Below are 16,394 nucleotides of genomic sequence, written 5' to 3' on the forward strand. Positions count from 1 at the left end.
GCATTGATCCTTTTCAGGGTAACTTGCTTAAACCTTATCGCAAAGCCAAACAAATTGAGTGTTGTATAAGTGCTAGCGCTTTAATCGCAAGCCCGTTTTTTTTAATATCTCTGTGCTGATTAAGATATCATTGCTTTGATATGACCTTGCTTGATCTATGTCATCGTTTCTAAGCTGCAAAACATTTTCGAGTAAATCTTTGATTTGGATTCGATATTGCTGCACTTGTTCGGCGGTTTTACCATGCACCATGGCAAATAAGTTATAGTTCCAACGCGGTAAATGCCGTGGGCGTAAGTAACAATGACTCACAAAAGGTAAGCGGCCCACTGCCTGACCAAACGCTTGAACATGCTCATCTTGCACGTCCCATACTGTCATGCCGTTATAGCGATAACCCAATTTATAATGATTTGGCACCGCGGCAATGCGACGAATGACGCCGCGCGCCTTTAAATCCTTTGTCATCGCCAGCACATCAGCCACTGAGATGTGTAGTCGCTCAGCGATAAAATGATATGGCTGAGCAACAATTGGTAAACCGGATTGCGTTAACAATACATATTGGCGCTCAAGTTCGGTTAACTTCGCCTTAGGCGGGCAGGTATAATTGCACATAAAATTCTTCTAATTTTGGCGTATTAAGCACGGGTAAGCCCGTTTTACTTTCAATGTCATTGATCACATTATTGACTTGTTCAGCTGACTCAGCACCCACCACAAACCACATGTTAAAGTCGTGACTTCGGCGATAGTTATGAGCAACTTCATCAAAACTGTTCACTTGTTCAGTCACGCGTTCAAACTCAGGCTCTGGCACAGCTAACGCAGCTAAAGTAAAGGCACCACCTAAACAAACAGCGTCAAACATAGGACCAAAGCGTGTTAATACTTTATTGGTCATTAAGTGGTTTAAACGCTCCAGCACCTCGTCTTCATGGCAACCAAGTTGCTGGGCTATTTCTAAAAATGGTCGTTCAACAACTGGCAAACCACGCTGTAATAAATTAATAATGCGCTTGTCTAACGCCGTTAACTCAGCCACTGGCGTTGTTGCCTGTCGCGATTGTTTATCCATGACAATTTCCTTTTTTTGTGTAACGCGCCCCTTGTTGCTTGTAGGCTTTCACGCTAAACAAAATATCTTTGTTAACCGCTTGCAGCGCAAACTTGTCAACAATGGCAGCAATTTGTGCCTCTACGATTGCCCGATCTGTGCCATGGATCATACAGAACAAGTTATAGCGCCAATCAGGCAAGCGGCGCGGCCGACGATAACACAATGAAACTTCAGGGCAGCTTGACAATAACTTGGCTACCGCATCTACCTGTTCATCGGCTATATCCCACACCACCATAGCATTGGCTTTAAACCCTAATTGACGATGCTTGACCACTAAACCAAAGCGTTTAATTAAGCCTTGCTCTTGCCAAAGTGCGATTTGCGCTAGCACCTGGTCAGGGCTTGCGTTAATTTGCTCGGCAATGGCTAAATAAGGCTGGGCCACCTGAGGTAACCCTTGCTCTAAAATGGCGCGCAGTTCTTGCTGTTGCCTCGCTGATAACGACTTGCTTGCTGTTAAGCGTTGCGCTTGGCAACTTGGCTGTGGCGCCTTGGTAATGTTTAAAACATTGGCTAACTGACTCATATTAATGACCTTGGCTAATTTGCGCATGTGCCGTGCTAGTGCTAAATGACGGTGTGGCAAAATTTATGGAAAAGGCTAAATCGATATGGTACGCGGCTTCCATCGGTAGCTTAAGTACGGGTAAACCGGTTAACTCACTTATTTTTGTTAGCACTTGTGCTAGTGCATTTTCATCATAAGCGGTTACCACAAACCAAAGGTTGTAACTATGCTCGCGCTCATAATTATGGTTAACCTCATCAAACTGATTAACAATTTCCGCTACCCTATCAAGCTCAGCCGCTGGTACGGCAAGCGCGGCCAAGGTACTAGCGCCGGCTTTTTTATGGTTAAATACAGCCCCAACTCTGGATAATGCACCGGCTTCATCTAACTGGCGAATTGCGGCAAGCACTTGTGCTTCGCTGCTATTAAACTGCTCAGCGAGTACTTGATAGGGTCGTGCCACCAAGGGAAAACCTTTTTGGTAGGCATTAATAATATTTTGTTGTAATTCGGTTAATATCAGCGACATATTACAACCCTATTTGGTGGGCACGATTAGTAAAGAAAATACCACTTGGGCTAGTAACCGGCAGTTTTTCCACTAAATTTTGTGTTGCAGTATCATAAACATGCACCTCATTGCTATCACGCACCGACAACCAAACATGCTCACCGCGCGGCGTAAACTCCATATGCAATACCGCCGGCCCTGGGGTTAGTGTTTTTACAAGCGCAAAGCTTTGGGTATTAAAGACTTGAATGGTGTTATTGTCGGGGTAAGCAAAGTTGACCCAAATTTGACGGTTATCTGGTTGTGCCATAACAAATATCGGCTGGCTATGCACGTTAATCTCATCCACTTGTTGCCAAGTTTTAGTATCCACCACTAGCACTTTATGCTGACCAACTGCTGGTAAAAACGCATAATCACCTGCCATCGCCCAGCCTTCTAAGTGTGGCATTTTATAAACCGGCAGTTTTTTATTGCCTTTACCATAATTGGGTAAGATACGTTGCACACCGCGTTCTGTATGCCATAAATCAAGCATGGCTAAGCCGTCTTCACCAAACAAACCAGCGATATAATAGCGACCATCTGGGCTAATTAGCGCGTCATAAGGCGCTTTACCTATATTGTCAAATTTGCTTAAGGTCATTTCAGGCTGAGAAAAATCTGCAATCCAAATTTCATTACTGTCAAATAAACTAAAGACAAATTTTTGGCCTGGGGCGTCAACTAAACCCACCACCTTAGAGCGTACATAGCTACCATCGGCATTTTTGCTTTTATGGGTTAATTCAGTGCTATCAATAGTGGCTACGAGATCTAACGTTTCACTATCAAAAACTTTCACGCCACCTGGGCTATAGTTTGAAACGGCGATTAATTTACCGTCTTGGCTGATCGCCCCGCCAATACTGTTACCCGATTGAATTATACGCTTAGTAATTTTATCTTTAAGTAAATCAATCTTTGTTAAGCCGCCATCACGAGCAAAAATGTAAGCAAAACGCTGATCACGTGAATAAACAATCGACGCGTGAGATAAATCACCTAAGCCATCAATGACACTGAGTGAACTGTTATGGGTGTGATTAACAATTTGCACTTGTGAAGTGGCTCGCTCGATGACTACACCCAGATCACCGGTAGCGCGCAGTGTCGTAGCTGGCTTTGATTGGGCTTGCGACTGTAAATCAGATACTGACTGAGAGCATGCACTGGTTACTAACAGTAAAAATGTTACCTTAAGCACCTTATTAAGACTAATCATGAGTTTTAACACCTTGTTGTAATTGTTTGCTGAGCCATAATGCTTCTTGCTCTGTTAACATGTTTTGCCACGGCGGCATTGCTGTACCGGGACGGCCAAATAAAATGGTATTTTTAATTACATCTACTGGTAGTTTATGCATATCGCTGGCAAGTAGCGGTGGCCCTAAACCGCCTTTTAAACTCATGCCATGACACGAGCCACAATCTTGTTTCAACAAATGGACAAGCTGCGCCTCTCTATCTGCTGTTAATTCAGCGGCAGTCACCTTAACGCTACAAAGCAGTATGCTTGCTATACTGACAAATACCGTTAAGCCCCCTCGTATAACTTTCATTTTAATGCCCTTATCAACACCTTAATTGCCCGTTAATTTTCGCATAGCAATAATTATTTGCTTTGATTTAAATCACACTATGGTTAGGTTTGAATGGACTAAGTAATGGCAGATTGCGACAAGCAAAGCTGTCGCTAGATGCTTGGCTAAGTCTGAGAAAATATTAATTTATACAAACAGAATATTGCGCTAGATAACAACGAGGTGGGTTGCGGTTAGTTAATTAAACAACCGCAATGGTCATGAGTTTTATGATAAAAATGGATAATGATTAGCTTGGCACGCTAAGCCTTAATAAATTGGCTATTACTAATCTTGACCGCATAAAAAACTAAAGCCCTTATCTGGGCTTTAGTTAAATAATTAAGGTTTCGGGGTTATTTCGTGACCGGTAGTGGTTGACCAAGCATTAAGTACCGCTTTGACTAGGGTGGCTAAGGGTATCGCAAAAAACACCCCCCAAAAGCCCCATAAACCACCAAACAAGATCACGGCAATAATAATGGTTACCGGATGCAAGTTGACAGCTTCGGAAAACAAAAGTGGCACGAGCAAGTTACCGTCTAAGGCTTGAATAATGCCATAGGCTAACATCACATAACCAAATTCGGCGCTGGCACCAAACTGAAAAAATGCCACCAGCATTACCGGTAAGGTAACAATTGTTGCCCCAACATAAGGGACTAATACGGATAACCCCACCAATACCCCTAGTAGCACGGGGTAATTAAGCCCTAAAGACATAAAGGCAATGGTTGACGCGGCACCAATAATGATGATTTCGATTAATTTACCACGAATATAATTCATGATTTGTTGGTTCATTTCGATACCAACTTGCTTCGCCATTCGGCGATCTTTTGGTAAAAACTGGCGTACACTATCGAACAAAATTTGCTTATCTTTTAAGAAAAAAAACACCATTAACGGCACTAAGATAAGATAGATTAATAATGCCACCACATTAGAAATAGAATTAAGTGACGCTTTTAACGCTAACTGTCCCCACTCGATCAGTTTGTCATTGACTAAGGTTATAACGTGACTAATGTGCTCAGCGCTCACTAACTCAGGGTATTGCTCCGGTAGCGTTAATAAATAGGTATGCCCTTGCCCAACCATATGGGGCACTTCTTGCAGAAAGTTGCTGCTTTGCTGCCATATAACGGGCATTAAACCTAAAATCCCCAACAAGGATAAACCGACAAATGCAGAAACCACAACCATCACCGAAAATGCGCGCGAGGCACCAAGCTGCGTCAGCTTGTTAACCGGCAAATCAAGTAAAAATGCGATCGCAACCGCGACAAAAACTGGCATTAATAAATTACTAAAGAAGTAAACAAATAAAAAGGTACAGATTAAGATCACCAACAAGGTCACAGCACTTGGGTCGGAGAAATTTCTTTTGTACCAATCGCTAAACAGAGAAACCATAATTATTACTTTTCCGTGGTGATGATTAATTCAACAACATCTTTATCTATATTGCGCTGCTCAAAATAAAAGCCTTTTTTTGCGAGCAATTTAGGGATATCTTGTTTTGAGCCGCTATCACAAATACGTATTAAACAACGATCTGCACTGGTAAGCTTCCTCAGCATCAGCCTTAAATTTACCAAAGGCACTGGGCATTTATCTTGCGTCGCATCGTACTTATAAATCATAAATAAAAATAGGGTCAGAGCTTTAGTTTAATTATCTAATTTGCGACAATTGATTACAATGCTATTGCGATATTCTTTTTGATATTTTTTAATAAGATAAAGAGCTTAAATGAGTGAACTTGCCGTTAATCCCAGTTTAAAAGAAATCAACGCCTACAAAAAAAAGCTTAATTGGGGCGAAATTCCAAGTATCTACCAATTGGCCATGAGTGCAATTAGCGATATGGATAGTCTAATGACGCATGGCTTTGATAGCCCATATAAGCAATTGCTTGATAAAAACAATTGGAATAAAGCCTATTATGACAACCACGCCGAGCCATCATTGAAGCCGAAAATCATGTTATATCATGATTACAGTGAGCAAGACTATGAATTACATTGCTACCCAATCATAAATAACGAGCCGGTCTCACAAGTACAAGTTAATAATCCACAGTGCCCATTTATTCAATGGTTACCGAAAACAATGCAAATGTTGTTTAGATTGAACTCCTTGATCCCTTTTATTGTCTACACCTTTCAAAAAGGCGATAAAGCAGATTATGCCCTGCTGCGCTTTACACATCAGCGCGTCGAAGAGTTAATTAACTTACTTACGCAGTCATTTGATATAGTTGAAATAAAAGGTTATTCAATTGCAGAGTTTTGTCAAGAGATCCACCGAAAGCATGAACAAAAAACCGACCCGACTAACCCACCTAAGCCGATGGGAAGTTAGCTTTGTTTAAATTAGCACCCGCACTGATCGCTATTGTTTTAGCTAGTACCACGGCGAGTTATGCCCTCGCAGCAAATGAACAAAGCAATAGAAATAAACTCCCTGAAATCGGCTCGGCGGGCTTTAGTGTCTTATCCATAGAAAAAGAGCGGCAAATTGGTAGCGAAATGATGCGTCAAATCCGCGCCTCACAACCAATATTACACGACCCGGTATTAACAGAGTACATCAATGATTTAGGCAACCGCTTAGTAAGACATGCGAAAGACGTAAATTATAGCTTTGAGTTTTTTGTCATAAAAAACCAAGAATTAAACGCCTTTGCGTTTTTTGGCGGTCATATTGCTATTCATAGCGGCTTAATCACCACAGCTAACACCGAAAGTGAACTCGCCTCTGTCGTTGCCCATGAAATATCGCATGTAACACAACGTCACCTAGCACGAAGACTAGAAGAGCAAAACAGAGCTCAACCACTAACCATGGCCGGTTTAGTCTCGGGCGTGTTACTGACTTTAATCAACCCCAGTGTTGGTATGGCGGCGTTAAATACCACCATAGCAGCATCACAACAAGCGGGGATAAATTATACCCGAGGTAACGAAAAAGAAGCCGACCGAGTAGGCATTGAGTTACTTGCCAATAGCGGCTTTAACCCCCAAGGCGCCCCTGATTTTTTTAGTATTATGGCGGAAAAGTATCGCTATACCTCGAAGCCCCCAGCGATGTTATTAACCCATCCTCTGCCTGAGTCAAGGATTTCAGACGCCAGAGTCAGAGCACAAAACTATTTTCCGCGACCATTAGCGCCAAGCTTACAGTTTGAATTGGCAAAAGCGCGCATTAGCGCCCGATATGAAGGCAACGCGCAAGATAATATTCAACATTATCAACAACAGATTGACAAGCAACGCTATGCGATAAAAGCCGCGGCCCAGTATGGTCTTGCGCTTGCCCTTTATGAAAATAAAGAGTACCAACGGGCCATAACGCAACTGGAAAGCCTGTTTCATAATGACAAAAAGAACCTGTTTTATGCCGATGCGCTGACCGACGCCTATATTGCAGTCAAAGCTTATTCAAAAGCCATAGACATGTTGGCAGAGTTAAACCTATTAATGCCTAACAATCAGGTAGTAACGCTCAATTATGCCAATGCATTGACCGAGGCCAAGCAATATAGTGAAGCCGAAATGCTGCTCCAGGATTATTTAACCCTTAACCCACAAAACTTCATTGCCAATGATTTATTAACAACTGTGTATCGAAAACAAAATAAGCTAGCATTAATGCACGCCACTAAAGCCGAGGTTTATGCCTTATTAGGCGCTTATCCTAAAGCAATAGACGAATTACAAACCGGCTATAACTATGCACAAGATAATCGGTTATTGAAAAAACGCATGCAAGGCCGCATATTGCAATTACAAGCACAACAAGCAAGACTTAAACGCTTATAATTGAGCAAACATTTAATTTATTTAGTCATTTATATTAACTTAAGAGAACGATATGCTTACAATTTACCACAACCCTCGTTGTTCAAAAAGCCGCCAAACTTTAGCTCTGCTTGAAGAGCACAATCAAGACGTGACTGTAGTAGAGTACTTAAAAACGCCACTAAATGCAGCGCAAATTACCGAACTGGCAAGCTTACTTAAGCTCTCTCCTGTAGAGATGATGCGCACCAAAGAAAGTGAATTTAAAGAGCAAAACCTAGCAGCGGCTGACGATGAAACCTTGATTGCTGCTATGGTAGCAACACCAAAGCTGATGGAACGCCCAATCGTAACCGATAGCACGCGTGCGGTAATTGGTCGCCCTCCCGAGAACGTGCTTACACTTATCTCTGGCGCAAAGTAGCAACACATGAACAACACTCAAAAAGTATCTACTAAAACACTAAAAAAAATTACTTTAGTGGCCTATTTTTCGTTACTGATTTATATGCCGCTTTGGTTAATCGTGCTCAGTGATAGCAGTGCATTGTCTGCGCCGTTAACGCTTATTATGTTTGTACTGCCTTTATTACTGCCTATCAAAGGTTTAGTACAAGGCAACCCTTATACCTATGCTTGGTCAAATTTTATTGTAATGATTTACTTTTTACACAGTTTAACTACGCTTTGGGTATCAGCCGATGAAAAGCTCTGGGCATTGGCAGAGTTACTGCTAGCCACTATCATGTTTATTGCCGCTAGCTATTATGCTAAATATCGTGGGCAAGAACTGGGTCTTAGCATACGTAAATAGAAAGCTGAACAAAGCAAGAGCTAACCGCTCGTTCGCAATAAAACTAGCACTCTAAGTAAAGCCCCTTGTGAGTGCTAGCCTTTGACATCACCACCTTGTTACTGAGCAATAACCTGTAGATAATACCTTAGCTATCAGTAATGCCCGCCACTACCTTGGACCTGCACGACCACCTTTGACATATGGCATGAGAATCTAAAAGCTCAGCTTTCATGGCAACAATACCTAGATGGTCGTTTGCTAACACGTTTTTATATTTTCCTCATCGCTACTGGTTCACAAAGGCATTGAAAGTGGTATAAGCTTGGCTTGGTCTATTGGTTTAATGAAACATGATTATCATGGAAAATATACTATGAAGCTTAGCTCAAAAGGATTTTCAAGTAGCCGTTCATTACGGCTTACATTTTTTCTCACTATAATGTTAGTCGGTTGTGGCGGTGGCTCAGACAATAGCCAAAGTTCAGCGGATGATGACTTTACCCCAGTTGTCACAAAAACCGGTATCATTACCCTTGACCAAGACAGCAGCCTAGCGCAACCTCACGAGTTAATCCTTTATTACCCAAACGATACGCTTAGCAACATAGAATGGCAGCAAACTGCAGGGCATGAGGTCGTTTTTCATGCTAAACACAGCAAAGTGATCGCGTTTACACCAAGCCAAGCGGGTGATTATAGTTTTCAAGTCAGTTTTACCCGTAACGGTGTTAATGAAAATTTATCACACACGCTATCGGTAGCTGAACAAGTAAACCAACTCTCAGTACGCTTAGGTCATGCAGCTCTAGAAGGCAGCAAAGTTTCGCTGCGCGCATACCTAGACAACGCTGAGCTAATCAGTGATAGCATAACCTGGCAACAAACATCAGGCCCAAAGGTTACCTTTAGCGAAACAAGTACCGGTAAAGAATCAGTATTTTTTACCGCACCAGACGTCAGTGCCGACAGTATAATTAGCTTTACCGTCAGTGCCAGCAATGGCAGTCAAGCATATCAAGATACGGTTGCATTACTGATCGAAAGTGCAGACCCTATAACCAGTGGTGACAACACAGCCTACCCATCTCGACTTGCTAAGGTTTTTCCTTATCATGCTAATTCACCTTATGCAGATGTTTTAGTCGATTGTGTGTACAGTAACCGTATTACTTTTGACAACAGTTGCCGATTCAATGAACTGCCCCTGATTGCTCAAGATACCACAACCCCTAGCGTGAATGATATTATGGATCGGGTGCTCGTATCCCACCATTGGATGGGACAAAGGTTTGCCGAGTTTTTACAAAATGCAGATCAAAATAATGATTTTAAAAATTTACTGCGTGCAACCACGGCAATTGTTATTTCATATGATATCCGGCCATCGTATTATTGGGCTGTAACCGGCGCTATACACTTAGATGCCAATAATTTATGGTTAACCCCTGATGAAAGAGACACCATCAATCAAGCGCCCGACTTTCGCAGCAACTTTGGAGAGTCACTCAACTTTGTTATGCCATGGCGCTATGTTAAAAACAATCAATATAGCACTAACCACTACCCTGAGCAGCTAAGGTTAACGCGTGATGCCGACGACCTTGTTTATCAACTTGCTGCCTTGATGTATCACGAATTAGCCCACGCCAATGATTATTTTCCAGCCAGCGTTTGGCATTCAATAAATCGCAATGAACGTATCTTGGATAACGTCAATCAAAGGCTTGCTATGAGTGGCATAGAGTCAGATAAATTAAGCTCTGCTTTGCCACTGCATGGCGAAGAAATGTATCGTTTAGCGCAAGTACGCTTTCATGGCGAAGCCGCGACTGAAAATGAAAAAAACTATACGCCAAGTGATGTTGCACTATTCTTTAGTCCAGAACACGCGCCACACTTTTACAATTACTCAAGTAAGCGTGAAGACTACGCCATGTTATTCGACGCACTTATGATGAAAGCGCGCTATGATGTTGACCGAGACATTGCAGTTACAAATAAACCGCAAAGTAGTGGTGAAGACTACATAGTCACTTGGGGGCAGCGCGGCCGCATTGGCGAGCAACATATCAAGCCCAGAGTAGAATATGTCACCCGCCGGATATTGCCAGAATTTACTTATGCCGCTAGTATTATCAACAACTTACCCGAACCAATAGCTATGAAAGTAGGAAGTTCGTGGACACAAAACCTCGGCATCAGTCCTAGCCTAGATACCGAAAACATGGCAAATATTAACGCCCGCAAACTCACCATAAACAGTGTCGACGCAGGTAAGTTAAACAGCAATCAAGTCATATTTTATGAAAAACCTATGCCAGAGCGTCAATAGCGCGCACTTTGTTACACTACTTTTGCTAACATAAATGGACATTAATAAGCGCATCAATATTTTACATATAACCTGAGCAGTCCAATGACAGGATCGAAACTGTCTCTAATGCCTTAACAGCTCAAGTAATGTGGGCTGCTTTAAAAGCAACTTTTTGCTATCTGCGCTTACCCTGTGCGTGCCGTGACAGCGCGCGCAAGCCTGCACGGCAAGTGTGCCAAGCGCTCTCGCCTGCTCTTTAATCGTCCCTGAGTTTAAGCTCTGCTCGAGATTAATCAATGTTTGTTGCATCGCCTCATTTGGGTAATTTTTACGCTCATTTTTATGACAATGACGACAAGTTTGCCCAAGCGCGTTCATGCCTAGTTTAAGTTCCTGTAGAGAAGAGATCGCAAGCTCAGGCATATTATCTTGCGAGGCAATTTTTATTTGATTTACCTGTTTGCTCAAACTGGCCATGTGGCGATTAAATGGCTGTGCAGCCTCAATAGTAATATTAGAAAAATCTGCGCTCCGATAAGTTAACGCTGTGACGGCACGATAGTCGTCATGACAAGCATCACAACTTCGCTGTAAGGAGTTTATGGCAGATAATACAGCGTCATAGTTTTGGTTATTAACACCCGTGGTTATCGCTGCAATTGCTGCCTTGTCTAACTTATGCTGCCAACTAGGCACCATTTCACCTATTTTAAGGTAATGAGCTGCAAGCTCTTCACTCCATGGTTTTAGATATGTACTATTTTGTTGCTGAGCATAAAATTGCACCGCTTGAAGTTCTCGGCGCAGTTTAAACATATTATGCAGCCACACTTGACGTTTGTTTTCGGGTTTGTACCACTGCGCCAAAGCTGGTGGAGGCAACTTGACAAGTGCGACTTTACTTTGGTGTTTATAAACCAGCACTACCACCAGTGAAATAACCGCAATTTGCAAGACAATAAAATAAGTCCATCTCATAACAACTAATGCTCCATCACTTGACATTGGAAAGCGTATGTAATGGCTAATTATAAGGCGTTAGGTTAATAACGCTTTGATCAGGCACAAAAAACGAGGATGTTATGGCGGGTGAGCAAACTGCGGATGCGTAACACTTTGGCGACCACCTAAACCACAAACAGTAGTGATAGGGCTCGGTAACAGACGCAGCTTAAATTAAGAGATTGACCTAGTTTTTAAAATAGCACTTCTTTAATAAAAGGAATGGTAATACGACGCTGCTCTCTAATGGATGCTTGGTCTAGCTGCTCAAGTGCAGCAAGTAAACTGGCCATATCACGAGATAGCCGTTTGATAAGGAAGCTAGCAACATCATCACTGATAAATAAGCCGCGTTGCTGGGCTCGATACTGAAGTGCTATTGACTTTTCAGCATCAGATAAAGGTTTAACCTGTAACGTTAAGCCCCAATTTAACCGTGATACTAAATCTGGCAAACTGATATTTAACTGACCCACACTTTGATCACCTGTAATTATCAGGCACTTATTTTGCTCAACCATGCGGTTATATAAATCAAACACCCCTTGCTGCCACTGCTTATTACCTGCGATTAATTGAATATCATCAAGGCATACTAAATCAATATTTTCCAGCCCATCTAATACGTCAACGGATAACTGCGTTAGTTCTGAAAAAGATAAACATAGCGAGCTAATACCTAAAGTGTCGGCAAAAGCGCAACTGGCATGTAATAAATGGCTTTTACCTACCCCTGTTAGGCCAAATAAATACAAACTATGCACAGGCTTGTTTTCATCTAGAATTTGCTCTAAAAAGTGCCGTAATTGCTTAACCACCATAGTATTACTTTTACTTTGAAAGCTAGCAAACGTTTCATCATCGGGTAGTTGTACCGAAAGGGTTAATTGCGAGATTTTCTTCACTTTTTACCCCAGTAGAAAACCGGTAATTGCGCTAAACTTAGCGGGGCTGACAAAGGGTCTATATAGCGATTAAGTTGACCACTTAATTTTAATGAATCGAAAAATGCTTGTTTAGAGCCAATCAGCGACAGTTTAAAACGTCGGCTATTGCCTTGTGCACTGACTAATTGTACCGATTGTACCGCCGACAGCTCTTGTAAAAACTGAGTTACAGCCATTAGTGTCTCTAGAGTGGTAATATTGGCGACTTCAATGTCAAACTCATTACTTTTCGTTGTTGACAGAGCGTACTGTTGATAAATGATATCTGTGATGTCATTTAACGCTGAAGTCAGTAACTTGCTCGCATTGTCACCTTGATATTGGGCGCTAAAAGTTTGTCTGTGCTCATTTTGGACGTCTGTCATTAAACTCCAATCTAATGCTAAGGGGTTTTGTTGACATAAGGGGCAATCGGCAGTTAGTGCTTCATTGGCAATAATGCTGCTATTTGACACCCTGATCACCACAGCGGCTTCAGCGCCGTAACGCACTGACGCCTGAGCAATCGCTTGTGGAAAGCGCCCCCATATATCCGATAAGGTAATGGCATTTATATCAGTTAAATCCATGAGTGGCATTACCACCGGTAAGCCTCGCGACTGGGAAAAATTATTTATGAGCTCAGGTAAAGGAGAGTGCGAACTTGAGGCAATAATACGACGATTTAAGCCATCTTCTTCTACAAGCCACACCATCACTTGGGGTCTAAGTCGTCCCCATATAGCTAGGTCACTGTCTTGAAATAATCGATTAACTTTGCCTTCATCAAAAGCCACTTTCAATAACGGTTTATTGTTTTTTCGTATAAATTGATATTTGGTAACGTATTTCTGGTAATTCTTTATTGCTTGATTAAACAAAGGGTGGTTAATTTCTTTTCCGCCAACTTTGATGAACACGGCTCGTAATGCACTTTGCAGCGCTTGGTTACGATCACTAGCAGATTGTGATGCCACAACCACTTCTGCGCTATACAAATTTACGACTTCTATAGCGTTAATTTTAAACGGCAGTACAATAAATAGGAATATCAGATAATTTCTGAACATAAAGTGCATTAACAAGTGTTTCATAATGAAGATCTTATCATAATGTTACTGATTTTTATTAGTTATAAAAATAATTTATTTTAAAGATTTTCAGCGCGTCTCAGCACTGATAGAATATGCGCCTTTATTGTCTAAGCAAATAAACAACATAATTGAGGTTTCCCCGTGAGCGAAGAAAAACAGTCTTTAAGTTATAAAGATGCTGGCGTTGATATAGATGCAGGTAATGCCCTAGTTGAAAATATTAAAGGTGCTGTAAAGCGCACTACTCGTCCAGAAGTTATGGGGGGCCTAGGTGGTTTTGGCTCTGTCTGTCAACTACCCACTGGCTACAAAGAGCCAGTATTGGTTGCAGGTACCGATGGTGTCGGCACTAAATTACGTTTAGCCATAGACTTAGCAAAGCATGATAGTGTTGGTATAGATTTAGTCGCTATGTGTGTTAACGATCTTATCGTACAAGGCGCTGAGCCTTTATTTTTCCTAGACTACTACGCCACAGCTAAGCTTGATGTTGAGGTAGCTTCAGCCGTAGTTGAAGGTATTGCCGAAGGTTGTGTACAAGCCGGTTGTGCTTTAGTGGGTGGTGAAACCGCTGAAATGCCAGGCATGTACCATAAAGGCGACTACGATATTGCTGGCTTTTGTGTCGGTGTAGCGGAAAAATCACGTTTACTTGACGGCAGCAAAGTGGCGGCCGGCGATCAGCTTATTGCCCTTGGCTCTTCAGGTGCCCACTCAAACGGCTATTCACTTATTCGTAAAGTGTTAGAAGTGAATAACACAGACACTAATGATTTACTCGATGGTAAACCACTAGCTGAACATCTATTAGCACCAACAAAAATTTATGTTAAGTCAGTACTAGAGTTACTTAAACATGTTGACGTGCACGCACTGTCGCACATTACCGGTGGTGGCTTTTGGGAAAATATTCCCCGAGTATTGCCAGCAAGCGCACAAGCGATTATTGACGGCGACAGTTGGCAGTGGCCAGCAATATTTAACTGGTTACAACAACATGGCAATATCAGTGAGCATGAAATGTACCGCACTTTCAATTGTGGTGTCGGCATGATCATTGTAGTCCCAGCAGAGCAATTAGCTGAAAGTATCGAAATACTCAATGCTGAAGGCGAAAACGCTTGGCATATCGGCGCCATTGCAGACTTGCCTGCAGGCCAAGAGCAAGTATTGATCAATAAAGGTTAATAGTGATGCGAAGCCGAATTGTAGTCCTCATTTCCGGCAGCGGCACAAATTTACAGGCGATCATTGATGCCAGTAAACAAGATAACTACAGCGGCGACGTCGTTGCTGTAGTATCGAATAATGCCGACGCCTACGGATTAACCCGTGCTCAAGATGCTAACATTGCCACTGCTGTATTATCACATAAAGACTTTGATACTAGAGAAGACTACGACACTGCCTTGATTGAGAAAATCAATCAATATCAGCCCGATCTTGTCGTTTTGGCTGGCTTTATGCGCATTCTTACCGCAAAGTTTGTGCAAAAGTTCCAAGGCCGCTTGATCAATATTCATCCCTCGCTACTGCCTAAGTATCAAGGTTTGAATACGCATCAAAGAGCCATTGATGCTGGCGATACGGTACATGGGGTAAGTGTGCACTTTGTCACTGAAGAACTGGACGGCGGTCCCGTAATTTTACAAGCGAAAGTGCCAATTTTCCCAGAAGATAATGCAGAAGATCTTGCACAGCGAGTGCATCAACAGGAACACCGCATTTATCCACTAGTGGTAAATTGGTGCTGCTCAAAACGCGTAATCATGCAAGCCGAAAAGGCTGTTTTTGATGGTGTAATTCTTCCCGTTTCAGGGTATGCTAACGACGAATAGCCTTGATATTAGAGAACTTACCATGTTGAAATCATTACCCTATATTGCATTATTTCTATCTTGTTTTACATTGGCTAATGAGGTGGAAAGTGGCACAGCTAGGGTAATGGTGCCGGCATTTAGTGCCGAATACACCATACTGCATAAGTCAAAAGCTGTCGGTACTGCAACGCGCAAGCTCAGCTATTTAGACAATGGTCTGGCACAATATAGCTACCATACCGACATCGAGTGGTTAATATTTTCTGATACCCGAGATGAAATATCCCAACTCAAAATTGACGGTAATAAAGTGACACCGATGCGTTATGAATACAAACGCGAAGGTACTGGCTCAGATAAACATTATAAATGGCGCTATGATATTGCCAATAATAGCGCCTATAATGAGCTTAAAGATCGTAGCAAAAGCATCGACTTTCCGGTAAACATTCAGGATCCACTCAGCTATCATTTACAGCATCGCCTAAATATGCTCACCAACCCAGAACAAAAACATTATGTTTATCCAGTTGTAAAAACGTCTGGCTCTATCAAAAACTATGTTTATCAATATGATGGTGAGGAAGAGCTAATGCTACCCTATGGTTTAGTAAAAACCATTAAATTAAAACGTGAAGTCATTGAAAAAAAACGCATAACCTACGCTTGGTTTGCGCCTGAGTTAGATTATTTGCTGGTCAAACTCCAGCAAATAAAAGGTGATGTTGAGCAATTTGAGGCACAATTAAAATCCGTCAATGGCACTTCTAATTAACGCATTTATGCGCTGACATTTACAGGTTAAAAGTGCATTATCACCTACCGACCTTGCTCGGCTCATAAGCCATGTGATAAACATGGCAACTGGT

Annotated in this window: 19 protein-coding genes; 8 read left to right on the forward strand and 11 right to left on the reverse strand. The window is 42.0% G+C overall.

Translation table 11 applies throughout. The features are described 5' to 3' along the window. Nucleotides 1–72: 72 nt before the first annotated feature. The 8 genes from ahbB (B6K83_RS09210) to B6K83_RS09245 all read right to left on the reverse strand — a co-directional run bounded on the left by ahbB (B6K83_RS09210) (nt 73) and on the right by B6K83_RS09245 (nt 5,413). The gene (gene ahbB / locus B6K83_RS09210) at nt 73–618 is read right to left on the reverse strand and encodes a siroheme decarboxylase subunit beta (RefSeq protein WP_085284631.1); all 546 of its coding nucleotides are present in this window, start codon (nt 616–618) and stop codon (nt 73–75) included. After that, nucleotides 593–1,078: an Lrp/AsnC family transcriptional regulator gene (locus B6K83_RS09215; RefSeq protein ID WP_085284632.1), complete on the reverse strand. Its 486-nt coding sequence runs from the start codon at nt 1,076–1,078 to the stop codon at nt 593–595. Before B6K83_RS09215 ends, ahbB (B6K83_RS09210) begins: the two co-directional genes overlap by 26 nt. Further along, on the reverse strand, nt 1,071–1,649 hold the full coding sequence (ahbB, locus tag B6K83_RS09220) for a siroheme decarboxylase subunit beta (protein WP_158088333.1): 579 nt from the start codon (nt 1,647–1,649) through the stop codon (nt 1,071–1,073). Before ahbB (B6K83_RS09220) ends, B6K83_RS09215 begins: the two co-directional genes overlap by 8 nt. Nucleotide 1,650: 1 nt before the next feature. Continuing rightward, on the reverse strand, nt 1,651–2,163 hold the full coding sequence (locus B6K83_RS09225) for an Lrp/AsnC family transcriptional regulator (protein WP_085284633.1): 513 nt from the start codon (nt 2,161–2,163) through the stop codon (nt 1,651–1,653). 1 nt (nt 2,164) lies between these two features. Next, on the reverse strand, nt 2,165–3,409 hold the full coding sequence (locus B6K83_RS09230) for a cytochrome D1 domain-containing protein (protein ID WP_085284634.1): 1,245 nt from the start codon (nt 3,407–3,409) through the stop codon (nt 2,165–2,167). Then, nucleotides 3,402–3,746, reverse strand: coding sequence for a c-type cytochrome (locus tag B6K83_RS09235; protein WP_085284635.1), 345 nt, complete (start codon nt 3,744–3,746; stop codon nt 3,402–3,404). The genes B6K83_RS09230 and B6K83_RS09235 overlap by 8 nt, the downstream gene beginning before the upstream one ends. 363 nt (nt 3,747–4,109) lie before the next feature. Then, nucleotides 4,110–5,183, reverse strand: coding sequence for an AI-2E family transporter (locus B6K83_RS09240; protein ID WP_085284636.1), 1,074 nt, complete (start codon nt 5,181–5,183; stop codon nt 4,110–4,112). A gap of 5 nt (nt 5,184–5,188) precedes the next feature. Next, entirely contained in the window at nt 5,189–5,413 is a 225-nt protein-coding gene (locus B6K83_RS09245) for a sulfurtransferase TusA family protein (RefSeq protein WP_085284637.1), read from the reverse strand. Between the two features lie 109 nt (nt 5,414–5,522). Between B6K83_RS09245 and B6K83_RS09250 the strand changes: the two genes are divergently transcribed. From B6K83_RS09250 to B6K83_RS09270, 5 genes are all read left to right on the forward strand, one after another. After that, nucleotides 5,523–6,134 carry a hypothetical protein gene (locus tag B6K83_RS09250; RefSeq protein ID WP_085284638.1) on the forward strand — a complete coding sequence of 204 codons (612 nt, stop codon included), beginning with the start codon at nt 5,523–5,525 and terminating at the stop codon, nt 6,132–6,134. A 2-nt stretch (nt 6,135–6,136) separates the two neighbouring features. After that, on the forward strand, nt 6,137–7,594 hold the full coding sequence (gene bepA, locus B6K83_RS09255; RefSeq protein WP_085284639.1) for a beta-barrel assembly-enhancing protease: 1,458 nt from the start codon (nt 6,137–6,139) through the stop codon (nt 7,592–7,594). A gap of 52 nt (nt 7,595–7,646) precedes the next feature. Continuing rightward, nucleotides 7,647–7,997: an arsenate reductase (glutaredoxin) gene (gene arsC, locus B6K83_RS09260; RefSeq protein WP_085284640.1), complete on the forward strand. Its 351-nt coding sequence runs from the start codon at nt 7,647–7,649 to the stop codon at nt 7,995–7,997. Nucleotides 7,998–8,003: 6 nt separating this feature from the next. After that, nucleotides 8,004–8,387, forward strand: a complete 384-nt coding sequence (locus tag B6K83_RS09265) for a DUF2069 domain-containing protein (protein WP_085284641.1) — start codon at nt 8,004–8,006, stop codon at nt 8,385–8,387. Nucleotides 8,388–8,742: 355 nt separating this feature from the next. Then, nucleotides 8,743–10,701, forward strand: coding sequence for a hypothetical protein (locus tag B6K83_RS09270; protein ID WP_139175521.1), 1,959 nt, complete (start codon nt 8,743–8,745; stop codon nt 10,699–10,701). Nucleotides 10,702–10,806: 105 nt separating this feature from the next. On the opposite strand, the gene B6K83_RS09275 is transcribed toward B6K83_RS09270, so the two are convergent. From B6K83_RS09275 to B6K83_RS09285, 3 genes are all read right to left on the reverse strand, one after another. Further along, the gene (locus B6K83_RS09275; protein ID WP_158088334.1) at nt 10,807–11,661 is read right to left on the reverse strand and encodes a multiheme c-type cytochrome; all 855 of its coding nucleotides are present in this window, start codon (nt 11,659–11,661) and stop codon (nt 10,807–10,809) included. Nucleotides 11,662–11,879: 218 nt separating this feature from the next. Further along, entirely contained in the window at nt 11,880–12,590 is a 711-nt protein-coding gene (gene hda, locus B6K83_RS09280; protein ID WP_085284644.1) for a DnaA regulatory inactivator Hda, read from the reverse strand. Further along, complete coding sequence (locus tag B6K83_RS09285; protein ID WP_085284645.1) at nt 12,587–13,705, reverse strand: DUF2066 domain-containing protein; 1,119 nt, start codon at nt 13,703–13,705, stop codon at nt 12,587–12,589. The genes hda and B6K83_RS09285 overlap by 4 nt, the downstream gene beginning before the upstream one ends. Nucleotides 13,706–13,846: 141 nt before the next feature. Between B6K83_RS09285 and purM the strand changes: the two genes are divergently transcribed. Genes purM through B6K83_RS09300 form a run of 3 tightly spaced genes read left to right on the forward strand, consistent with a single transcriptional unit; the run spans nt 13,847 to nt 16,300 of the window. Beyond that, nucleotides 13,847–14,893: a phosphoribosylformylglycinamidine cyclo-ligase gene (gene purM, locus B6K83_RS09290; RefSeq protein WP_085284646.1), complete on the forward strand. Its 1,047-nt coding sequence runs from the start codon at nt 13,847–13,849 to the stop codon at nt 14,891–14,893. A gap of 2 nt (nt 14,894–14,895) precedes the next feature. Further along, the gene (purN, locus tag B6K83_RS09295; protein ID WP_198951672.1) at nt 14,896–15,543 is read left to right on the forward strand and encodes a phosphoribosylglycinamide formyltransferase; all 648 of its coding nucleotides are present in this window, start codon (nt 14,896–14,898) and stop codon (nt 15,541–15,543) included. A 22-nt stretch (nt 15,544–15,565) separates the two neighbouring features. Further along, on the forward strand, nt 15,566–16,300 hold the full coding sequence (locus B6K83_RS09300; protein WP_233143897.1) for a DUF3108 domain-containing protein: 735 nt from the start codon (nt 15,566–15,568) through the stop codon (nt 16,298–16,300). Nucleotides 16,301–16,394: the final 94 nt, after the last annotated feature.

This window comes from Colwellia chukchiensis, from assembly GCF_002104455.1.
GTDB classification, from domain to species: Bacteria; Pseudomonadota; Gammaproteobacteria; order Enterobacterales; family Alteromonadaceae; genus Cognaticolwellia; species Cognaticolwellia chukchiensis.